The organism is Vallitalea longa (assembly GCF_027923465.1).
GTDB classification, from domain to species: domain Bacteria; phylum Bacillota; class Clostridia; order Lachnospirales; family Vallitaleaceae; genus Vallitalea; species Vallitalea longa.
This window is the reverse complement of record NZ_BRLB01000005.1, coordinates 37382-49578: the sequence shown is the minus strand read 5'-3', so window position 1 is coordinate 49578 and position 12197 is coordinate 37382. Positions and strand designations below refer to the sequence as shown.

The following is a 12197-nucleotide window of genomic DNA, read 5'->3' as shown; positions in this document are numbered from 1 at the left end:
ATACAATTTTTTTGTAAACACCATGGAGCCCCCTAGCTCCATGGATTGATTGACTTAGTTTTAAATTACATCTTTTTTTATCTTTGATAGTTCTTTATTTACATTAAGCTGTAATAATTTGGGGAACATATCTTTTTGTAAACTGAATACGCTACTTAGAGGCATTCCTTTTATCATATTAAACATTTCATGTTCTAACATTGAACATAGATATTTGCGCAATACACTTTCTCCTTCTTCATTTTCAAGAATTGCACTAATCTTATCTTTTATTGAATAATAACCTTTTTTAAATTCAAAATCTTCTATTGTCTCATCGAGATCCATGCTAAACCAATTCTTTACATTCTCATCATTATTTACCATTATACCTTTTTTGGTTTCCTCTTCTGGAAGTACGTACTTCATATTTTTTTCTGCAACTTTTTTAAATATAATACTATCCTTTAAATCACCAGCTACTGCGACTATTTCATTATCACCTTCAGTTAAATCTACTCTAAATAAGAATATTGTTCCGTCCTTTTTAAGTAATTCAATAGGATTACCATTATTCATCAGTGTAACATTGTCTTGATTACTATAAACTTTTACTTCTATATTATCAGTATGTCTTTCCACAAACCTCTTTGAATTAATATGAATCATAGGTTTTTTACTCCACATAGATTGATACCAATAGAAAGCATCTTTTCTTGTAGTTCTATCAAAAGTCACGAGTCCTTTGTTATTACGTCCTTTAACCCCACCTTCGTCTCTCATATCAGAACCGAAATCAAACATATTCCATACATATGTACCCCATACAAAGTCATATTTGTTAAATATCTTCAATGCTTTCTCATGATATAAAGCATGATATTCCTCTGAATAATCTTTAACCTTTGGATTATCAGTATGCCAGCTCAAGATACCTTCCGCACCATATTCTGATATACCAAAAGCCCTGTTAGGGTTCTTACTTCTAAAACTATTAATGAATATTTCAAAATCTTCTACTTCATCAACATACCATCCATAATATTTATTCCATGCCATTATATCTGTTACATAATGAGATGGGTCATCTTCTGGAGTCATCATTACCTGTGCTTGTGTCGTAACCCTCGTTGTGTCTTCTTCTTTTGCCACATCGTGTATTTCTCTAACGATTTGTTCCAAAGATTTCTTTTCTTCCATAATTCCAATTTCGTTCTGTACTCCCCACATTAAAATAGATGCATGATTATAATTCTGTCTTATCAACTCTCTCATTTGTATAATAGCATTAGAAGCTGTATTATCAATATCTGATGTCTTAGAAATATATGGAATTTCAGCCCATACTACCATACCAGCTTTATCGCACAAATCATAGAAAAATTGGTTATGCTGATAGTGCGCAAGACGAATTGAATTAGCGCCAACTTCTTTAATCAGTTCCATATCTTCTATTTGATGCTCTTCGGTAAGTGCATTACCTACACTCTCTCTGTCTTGATGACGACTTACACCTCTAAGTTTCATATGTCTTCCATTAAGGAAGAAACCTTCCTGCTCATCAAACTTAAAATATCTAAGCCCTGTAGGAATTTCCTTTCTATCTATTTCTTCATTACCAGTAGCAAGAGTAACAATCACATTATATAAGTATGGATTTTCTATACCATTCCATAAATTAGGATTATGTATCTCAATATCAAAACTGAATTCCCCTTGCTTTTCTATAGTTTTTATCTGTTCATCAGTTAAAATGATTCCTCCATTTTCATCAACCCAACTAATTTGACAACCAACTTCTGAAGGATTACCACTATTCACTACTTTTGCGAGTATATTGACTTCTGCTTTTTCATTAGTAATATTTTTCTGAGATACGTATATACCTGATGAAGCCAAATCTAATAAATCAAAATGTATATCATCTGTATAAATAATATTTACATCTCTATAAATTCCCCCATAGAAAGTAAAATCAGCAAAAAGCGGATAAACATCTTCAATATGACTATTATCAACTGCAACTTCCAAAATATTATCACTAGAAACATAGTCTGTGATATCATATCTGAATCCTGAATAACCTCCTTCGTGTTTTCCCATATGCTGTCCATTCAAGTACACATCACAAACACTGTTCACACCCTGAAAATCAAGGAATATCCTACCATGATGATTTTCTTCAATTTCCAGTTCTTTAACATACCATCCAACACCTCTATAATAGTCGTTACCTCCGTCTTGACCATCAATACCATTCCATGTATGTGGAAGTTTAATTTCTTTCATTTCACTTACTATTAATGATTCTCTTTCACATTCTTTAAGAACAAATTTCCATCCTTTATTGATATTAGTCACTCTACTCATTTTTCTCACACCTTTCTAGATAATAGTTTCCTTGTTATATTAATTATATCTTGCCCTCACTTGGTTTTTCATATATTATATTGATATAATATTATATAATATTGATAGGAAGTGATAAAATGATAAATGATCTAAAGATAAAATGCGAAAATTTAATGACATTCATACCAAGTAATCTATATATCCATTCATCTATAGATGATAAAACCATCACGTTTTCCAAATTGACCATACCCACTTTTCTAACCCATTATATAGAAGATTCAGTATCAAGGCTTATGAAGGATAAACAATCCCTCAAAACTGACTCATTAATTGATAACCAAGTATATTACTATATAGACCCCTTCAAAATGTGTTATCTTACATGGGCAATAATAGATGAAAATAATGCTTACTATACTATAACTCTAGGTCCACTCATTACAGAACATCTTGTGGCAGAAGAAATTAAATATATGGGATATAAGATGAAACTAAGCGCTGATAATATTTTCATACTTGAATCCTTTTACGAAATTGTTCCATATTATGATCATATACAGATTGCAAGGATTGCTTCTATATTTCTTGATTATCTTCCCCTGAAACCTCATCTTCCTCAAATCATACGAGAAGATCATTCAGTACTTCTACCCGAAGAAGCACAATCTATTGAAAAGAAATTCAAAACTTTTGATTTCGTACAGCATAATTATTCATCAGAAGAAAAAATATTGCATGCTATAGAAATAGGTGATGTTGATTTTATTAAGTGCATTTCATCCAAACTAGAAAACTCAATGACGATACCACCCAGGTTTCCTAGTGATCCTCTTAGAGAAAGTAAAAACTTGTCCATTTCATTTAATTCCATATGTTTACGCGCTGCATTAAAAGGAGGTCTAAATCAAAGTACCGCTCATGGGCTTTCTCATAATTTTGCTGTTAAGATTGAAAAACAGATGTGTGTTGAAGCTATTGCCAAATTGGATCAAGAAATTATGATGACCTATGCTGAATCAGTAAAAAAATATGCTCTGAAAGGATACTCCGAATTAATAACTAATGCCATAAATTATATAAGAATACACCTAGTTGAACATATAAGTCTGAAAAATATAGCAAAAGAACTTCATGTGAGCAAAGAACATCTTAGCCGTAAATTCAAAAAAGAACTAAATATGACCCCTACTGAATTTATCCATAAAACAAAAATAGAAGAATCATTATATTTACTGAAATCAAAGATATATTCTATAAGTGACATCGCATATACTTTTGGATATAGTTCTCCAGCTCATTATACTAAGATGTTTAAGAAATATATGGATATCTCACCAACACAATATCAAAAATAATTAGGAAAAACAAATTAACAAATATTAAAAAAATCATTATTTATTTAATTAATTCTACTAATTTATACATTTCTTGGAAATTGACTATTGTATAAATGTTGAATTTGTTTTATACTTTCTTTTATACATTTTAATACTACATAAAGTGAGGGTTGCATATGAACGACGAAGAAAATAAAGTATCAGTCATGGAAAAAATTTCAACTCAGATTGTTGACAAAAGAAACGCTTTCTTTTTACTTTATACAATATTAGTTATTTTTTGTGTTTTTTCCAAATCTTGGGTATCAGTTAATAATGATATAACAACTTATTTACCCGAGTCAACAGAAACAAGACAAGGTCTTACATTAATGGAAGAAGAATTTGTTACTTATGGTACTGCCAGTGTTATGATTTCAAACATCACTTATGATCAGGCACTTCACATTAAAGAAGATTTGGAAGCAATAGATGGTGTCTCAAGAATTGACTTTGATGATAGTACAGACCACTTCAAATCTGCTTCAGCACTTTACTCAATTTCGTTTAAAGGTGAAGATAAAGATGAAATAACACAGAATGCAATGAATGAAGTTCTTGATTATATAGATGACTACGATCATTATGTATCCAGTACCATTACTGAAGATTCTGTAGCTTCACTAGAAGCAGAAATACAATTTGTATTAGTAATAGCGATATTCATTATTCTGGGTGTTTTATTATTTACATCCAAAACTTATATGGAAATACCAGTTTTAGTAATCACTTTTGGTGTAGCCGCAATACTTAACATGGGAACTCATTTCCTATATGGTGAGATATCATTCATATCTAATTCCATTGCCGTTGTATTACAGCTAGCTTTAGCTATTGATTATGCTATTATACTATGCCATAGGTTTACCGAAGAAAGAGTCCATCTACCAGCAAGAAAAGCTGCAATAAAAGCACTTAGTAAAGCTATACCTGAAATTTCATCAAGTAGTTTAACTACAATATCAGGTCTAATGGCTCTTATGTTCATGCAATTTGAAATAGGTTTTGATATGGGTATTGTTTTAATAAAAGCATTACTGTTTAGTTTGTTGACTGTTTTCACATTGATGCCAGGACTTTTAATGGTATTCAGTAATGCAATGGATAAAACCCAACATAAGAATTTTGTACCCAAAATCACTTATTGGGGAAAATTAGTAATTAAAACTAGATATATTATTCCACCATTATTCGTTATTATAGTAATAGGTGCATTTTACTTGTCTAGTCAAACCAATTATGTATATGGTTACACTACATTAACTACAGTTAAACAGAATGAAACCCAGATTGCTAAGAAAAAGATTGATGAAACCTTCGGAACCAATAATTTATTAGCTGTAATTGTTCCTTCTGGTGATTATGAGTTGGAAGGAAAATTATTAAGAGAATATGATCAATTAGAAGTAACTGATTCAACTCTTGGACTTGCCAGTACCGAAGTAGATGACAGATACTATGTTACGGATAAATTAAATCCAAGACAGCTTTCGGAAATGGTGGATATAGATATCGAATTATGTAAGTTACTATATCAAGCTTATGCTGTCGAACAAGGTTCGTACAGTAAGTTAATAAACGGTGTTGATGATTATGGAGTACCATTAATAGATATATTCATGTTTTTATATGATCAAAAAGAAGCCGGATATTTTACACTGGATGAAGAATTAGAAAATACCATGAATGACCTCTATGAACAGTTGTGCGAAGGTAAAGCTCAGCTAGAAAGTGAAGATTATTCTAGGTTATTGCTTAACTTAAACATGCCTGAAGAAGGCGAAGAATCTTTTGAATGGCTGGATAAATTCCATACCATAGCTCACAAATATTATGATGATGTCTATTTTGCAGGGAATACCACAAGTGATAATGACTTAGGTGATTCATTCGCAACAGATAATCTTATTATTAGTATTTTGTCAGCTCTATTTGTTATGCTTATCCTGTTATTTACATTCAAATCAGCAGGTGTACCGGTATTACTTGTTTTAACTATACAAGGAAGTATATTCATTAATTTTACTTTCCCTGTTTTACAAGACGTTAACATATTTTTTATGAGTTACTTAGTTGTTACATCTATCCAAATGGGTGCAACAATCGATTATGCTATAGTAATCACCAGCCGATATATGGAATTAAAGAAATATATGCCTATAAACGAAGCGATGATAACATCATTGAACCAGGCATTTCCTACTATAATTACATCTGGTAGTATTCTAGCATCTGCAGGACTATTAATCGGAAGAATAACATCTGATTATGCTATTTCTTCTATTGGAACATGTTTAGGAAGAGGTACAGTAATCTCTCTCATATTAGTTATGGGTGTACTTCCTCAAACACTTTTATTTGGAGATAAAATAATTGAAAAGACTGCATTTGTTCTAAAAAGACGTGGATTAATAACAGTACATAGAGGTAATTTAAGGATGAGTGGTAAATTAAAAGGATACGTAGAAGGATTTGTTGATGCCGAAATTAAAGGTGTCATCAAAGGTGAAGTTAAAGGGATTGTTGAAGTTGGAGGCATATCCTTAGATGACCAAGATATTGAAATAGAAGAAGAAGAAATACCTGAAGAGGAGGTTGTCAAATGAAAAAGTTAAACTTTTGTCTGTCTATTGTACTTACATTTTCAATCATATTATCATTGACTACTGATTCAATGGCAGAAACAACTTCTAATATAATATATATAAAGACAGCTGAAGATTTAGTTCAGTTATCCAAAAATTGTACTTTAGATACTTACTCCAAAAACAAAATAGTAAAATTAACGGCTGACATAGATTTATCTAATACAGATTTCAAGATGATACCAAGTTTCTCAGGTATATTTGATGGCGATAATCATAAGATAAGTGGTTTTGATAATAATACATACGGCACTAATCAAGGTTTATTCAGATATCTAGAAGAAGATGGTGTAATAAAAAATCTTTCTGTTGAAGGTAATATAAAACCTCTTGGTTCTAAAAAAGAAATCGGTGGTATTGTCGGTACTAATAAGGGACATATTTTCAATTGTTCTTTTAGTGGAGATATCACCGGAACAACAAGTATAGGTGGTATTGTCGGATACAACAATAAATCTGGTATAGTACAGAACTGTATATCCTACGGTAATATTATTGGTGAACATTATACTGGTGGTATTGTGGGACAAAATATAGGTTATATAACCGAATGTACCAATGAAAGTGAAGTCAATACAACTGATGATTCCATCCCAAACAATGATATGGCTTCCTACAGTATACAAAACATAAACCTTAGTAAATTAAATTCAACTGAAAATGTAAATGCCCAAACAGATACAGGTGGTATTGTTGGTTACAACCAAGGTATTGTGGAATCTAGTGAAAACCATGGAGAAGTTGGTTATCATCACGTAGGTTACAACATCGGCGGTATCGCTGGAAGACAATCAGGTTACATCAACAACTGTAAAAACTATGCTACAGTAAAAGGAAGAAAAGATGTTTCTGGTATAGCAGGACAAGCAGAACCATATATCAGACTTCTATTTTCAGAAGATACTCTAGAAGATATTGATGATGAATTAGTGACTCTAAACAACATGGTACAAGATTTGATTGATAACGGTGACCAATCTACAGAAACAGTAAAAAACCGTTTGGATAGCTTGAACAGCCTTACTTCTTCTGCCTGTGATCAAATGCAAGATTTATTAAATAATACAACTGATTATATTGATGATTCAACATCTACAGTCAATACTGGTATAGACAGAATAAATCATGCTGTCGACCAAATGGAACCTGTCATTGATTACTTCAAGAACGCATCTGACCAATTGACAAATGGTTTTGATGAGATAGGAAATGGTTTTGATGAACTAGCGGAATCTTCTGTTTCTATAAGAAAAAGTATACATGATATAGATGATGCTTTTGAAGATTTGAATGATGCTGCAGAATGCGCTAATTCAGCATTTGATAATATAGCAAGATCTATGAAACTACTTGAAAGAGCGGCAAAGAATTCTCCTCAATTCGATAAAGCTATAGATGAACTCGACAGTGGGTTAGATGATCTTCATACAGCTGTTAATGCAGGTATAGAAGCACTTAACCAAATTGCATCACTATTAGAAAATCTTAATCCTCCTCTTAATCCAGATTGGATAGAATTTATTGACGGATTACGTGAACAGCTTGAAATCATGTCAGAACATCTTGATTCCGGTATACCAAAAATCAAACATGCTCTGAAAATATATCAAAGAGAATTCAAGAGAGATCAAACTTTAGTACGTGAATCTCTTGTATGGACTAAAGCTGCTATGGAAGATTTCCGAGATTTTTGCGATTACTTATATTATGGTTCGAAAGATCTGGATTACGCTCTTGATGATGTAAATAATGCAGTCGATTCAGTAAATTCTGGTATGCAGAATTTCTCTAACGGTATGGACTATTTTTCAAAAGCTACAGATCAATGTACGGATGGTATAGATAATATTAAATCTATTATAGAGGAATATAATGATTATGAAAAATTACAAATACCTGAATTAAAAGATTACGCAACTGAAAGTAGTGATTTGCTATTTGAAGAAATAGACAAAATATCTAATGATTTAACATTATTGAATAGTGAGGTCAAGAATGAATCAGAAACTTTTTTTGATAATCTCAGAAAAATAAATTCTCAAATTGAAGTTATAGCTGATATCATAAGAGATACTCTTGATACATTATCCTTTGACGATACAGATATATTTGAAGATGTATCCGATCTAACAATTATCGAAAATTCTCTAGAAAAAGGTATTGTTAAAGGTTGCTATAATGAGGCAGATATATTAGGTGATGTAAATGTAGGCGGTATTGCAGGTTCAATGGCTATTGAATATGATTTTGACCCTGAAGACGATATAGTTGATAAAGGAAAGCAATCATTCAACTTCAAATATCAGACAAAAGCTCTTTTGATGTCATCAATAAATAAAGGTAATGTCCAAGCCAAAAAAGATTATGTAGGCGGAATAATCGGTAGAATGGATTTAGGCTTAGTATATTCAAGTGAAAATTACGGATACATAGAAAACATTGATGGTGATTACACTGGTGGTATAACAGGTTCATCTGATAGTGTGATCAGAAACTGTTATTCATTAAGTGAATTAACCGGAAGGGACTATGTTGGTGGAATAACTGGATATGGAACTGATATATTCAACTGCTTTTCACTAGTCAAAATTGATGAATCTAAAGAATTTTCAGGAGCTATAGCAGGAAAAATTGAAGGTAATTTTGATAAAAACTACTTTGTTGAAAGTGAGCTTGCCGGAGTTGATGGTATAAGCTATGGAAATAAAGCTATGCCTCAGTCATATGAAAATTTCATATTGAATAAAAGATTACCTGAAACATTTAAATCATTTGAATTAATATTCAAAGCTGATGATGAAATTATTGAAGTAATCCCTTTTGAATATGGAGATTCCATAGAACTAGATAAGATACCTGATATTCCTGCAAAAAAAGGTTATTATGCAACATGGCCTGATTATGATTATAGTGGATTAGAGTTTTCAAGAACATTTGATGCGATTTATACTCCTATGATACAAGTATTATCTTCAGATTCAACAAATCCTCAGCCTAAATTATTAGTAGAAGGCGAATTCAATGAAGATGATAATCTTAAAGTTGAAGAAATAAATTGTACTAACAAAAAGATTAATAATAGGCCTCAAATTGAACAGTGGCGAGTTATGTTGAATACCACTGAAAATAAAGCCTCAGCTTACAGATTGTTGAAACCTGATACTAAAAATAAAATACTATTATATGAAAAAACAAATGATAAATGGAAAAAACTAAAAACAACAGTAGATGGTAGTTATGTATTGTTTGAAACCGATTCAAAGAATTTTGAATTAGCTGTTGTTGAAAAAGAAGCAGACAAAACACTATATATATGTTTAGGCATATTATTGGTTTTCATTCTTTTTATGATAATGAAAAAGAAAAGGAAAGCAAGAAAAGCTAAAAAAGCTAGTAAGGCAAAGAAAACCAGCAAAACTAAAAAAGCTCCCAAAAAGAAAAAAACTCATAAAAAGAAATAAAAACATTGATTATTAAACCATAAATAGTTGCGATTAAATTTATTTATAAAAGATATTCGCAAAACTATTTATGGTTTTTCTTTTTTGCATAATATATATTATATTTTTATTTCATTAAAATTTATCAAGTTATTAATTGTAATTGACATTATTTCAAATCACTTATACAATATATTTATAATAAATGTTACATTAATTGACTAAATAATCAAAATTAATATGGTTTTATCATAATAATGGTATTTTCAATTAAAATATACAATAATGTAATATCATTTATTATGTAAAGTTTACACTACAAATGACAAACGGAGGGTATCAACATGAAAAACAAATCATTATTATTAAGTTTCATACTCATTATTTTCCTTATTCCAAGCAAGTCATATGCTAATACAGACGATAATTTCGCGACATTGATTTGGGAAGGTGTCGTTCACAACAGTAACTATTTTGGTGAAATAATGAAAGTAAGAATTACTATCGACGGTGTAATAGGTGAACAGATAGCACCTGGTAAAGTAAATGTATATTCAAAGCCAATATATGACAATTATCAAACTACATATATCATTCCAGTTGTTGAAACAGGCTCAATAAAATTAGAATATCTAGGAACAGAAGATGGATTAACTTATCAAGATAGTGAAATAACTATAGGAATGACCAGTTGTGATAAAGTAGTTGAATGCAGTTATAGAGATGAAGGTTATGAGGCCGATCCTTATACATACTATATGGAACCTCAAGTATTCTATGCTAATGAAGATTTCAGATATGACCCTAATAAAGAAACACCTATACGTTTTTCTGAATTCAAGCCTTCAGATTCTTATGATGACGGAACTATTGCATTAATCTTCTTCGATCTACCAGATGATAATCTAGATCAACCATATTTACAGGCATTTACCGAATCTAAAGGAAAAACTATGTTACAAGAATTGAAGAACGGACATAATAGTATAACATTAGGACAATCCTTTGATGACCCAAAAGAAGAAAAGAAAGTGTTCAAGATGGAATATCCAAAAATGGATAAGGCAGCTCTAGAACAGAAATATGGAGTAACAATAAAAGTAGAAGATGGATTCTGGCCCAAAGATTCATTACTTAGTATGATGGATAAAATATATTCAAGATTTCCAGATGGATTAATAAAAGAAATGACTTCTTATTACAAAGCAAAAGGAATTGATACTATAGTTAATTTTCAATACAAACAAACTAATCTAGGTGGAAGTTTCTCTGACAAAGGTAATATAACTCTCAACTATTATCCTAACCCTATAGGAGACAGCTTTGCTGACTGGACCATAGGACATGAGATGGGTCATTACGTACATAAATATATTAATGAAATTTACGGTTACAATAAGTTAAAAGATGAATGGATTAGTATAAACAATGGATTAGGTTACCAAAATGAAGGATGTAACGAGTGGACAGATGAACATTACAAGTATTTTGTAAGAGATTATAGTACTACTAACTACTCAGAAGACTTCGCTACCCTATTTGAAGAACTCACAAAAGATAATGCAGTGGAATTGAGACTTAATATGATGAATGATAGTAATTATCCTCTGAAAAAGAAAATTGATCTATTGGATAGAGTGTTAGTAGAAAAGGCAAAATGCGTAACTTCTTCTAATAATTTATGGGGCAATACTCTACCTCAAACTGTAAGTGATTCTTTAAAAACTGCATGTGAGAATGCCTCTAAATCAGGATTGATTCCTGAAGGTGATGCTTTTGTTGGACTATATACATCAAATATCACTCGTACAGATTTCTGCGTACTTATTAGTAAATTAATAGAAAAACACACAAATATGACTTTAGCTGAATTTGTTGAAAGTAAAGGTTTAAAAGAAAATTGGTACTATGATATGAGTATAGCAGGTGGCGGAGAATGTAAAATAGACTCTAATTATCCATTCTGTGATACTAGCTATGAATTCATATTCGATTTACATTCATTAGGTATAATCAACGGAGTCAGTGACTGTCGTTTCAATCCTGATGGACTTCTTACAAAAGAACAAGTGGCAACCATATTATATAAAACAGCAACTATCTTAGGTAAAGATATGAATTATACTCCTTATCAATATGCTGATAATGATAAAATAAGCAGTTGGGCTAAAGAAAGTGTTAATTATGCAACTTCCAAAAAGCTAGTTACAGCTAACAGTGATAACATGTTCTTGCCAAAAGATTACTTTACTTATGAGGAAGCTTATACAGCGGTTTATAATTTATTCTGCAATTAGGAAATAAATATTTTCTATAATATATATGAAAACATTAGAAATTCTTGTCAATTTCTAATGTTTTCTTTTTACTAAGTTTTATAAGCAATAATTGATTACAAGAAT

5 protein-coding genes are annotated in these 12197 nt (G+C 30.9%); 4 read left to right on the top strand and 1 reads right to left on the bottom strand.

Annotated features, from left to right (window positions below):
- Positions 1–60: 60 nt before the first annotated feature.
- Entirely contained in the window at positions 61–2349 is a 2289-nt protein-coding gene (locus QMG30_RS10735) for a glycoside hydrolase family 2 protein (protein WP_281815239.1), read from the bottom strand.
- A gap of 119 nt (positions 2350–2468) precedes the next feature.
- Here QMG30_RS10735 and QMG30_RS10730 point away from each other — a divergent pair, with 119 nt between their 5' ends.
- The 4 genes from QMG30_RS10730 to QMG30_RS10715 all read left to right on the top strand — a co-directional run bounded on the left by QMG30_RS10730 (position 2469) and on the right by QMG30_RS10715 (position 12092).
- The gene (locus QMG30_RS10730; RefSeq protein WP_281815238.1) at positions 2469–3689 is read left to right on the top strand and encodes an AraC family transcriptional regulator; all 1221 of its coding nucleotides are present in this window, start codon (positions 2469–2471) and stop codon (positions 3687–3689) included.
- Positions 3690–3847: 158 nt separating this feature from the next.
- Positions 3848–6316: an efflux RND transporter permease subunit gene (locus QMG30_RS10725; protein WP_281815236.1), complete on the top strand. Its 2469-nt coding sequence runs from the start codon at positions 3848–3850 to the stop codon at positions 6314–6316.
- Entirely contained in the window at positions 6313–9816 is a 3504-nt protein-coding gene (locus QMG30_RS10720; protein WP_281815234.1) for a GLUG motif-containing protein, read from the top strand. The genes QMG30_RS10725 and QMG30_RS10720 overlap by 4 nt, the downstream gene beginning before the upstream one ends.
- 323 nt (positions 9817–10139) lie before the next feature.
- Complete coding sequence (locus QMG30_RS10715; protein WP_281815233.1) at positions 10140–12092, top strand: S-layer homology domain-containing protein; 1953 nt, start codon at positions 10140–10142, stop codon at positions 12090–12092.
- The last annotated feature ends 105 nt before the right edge of the window (positions 12093–12197 follow it).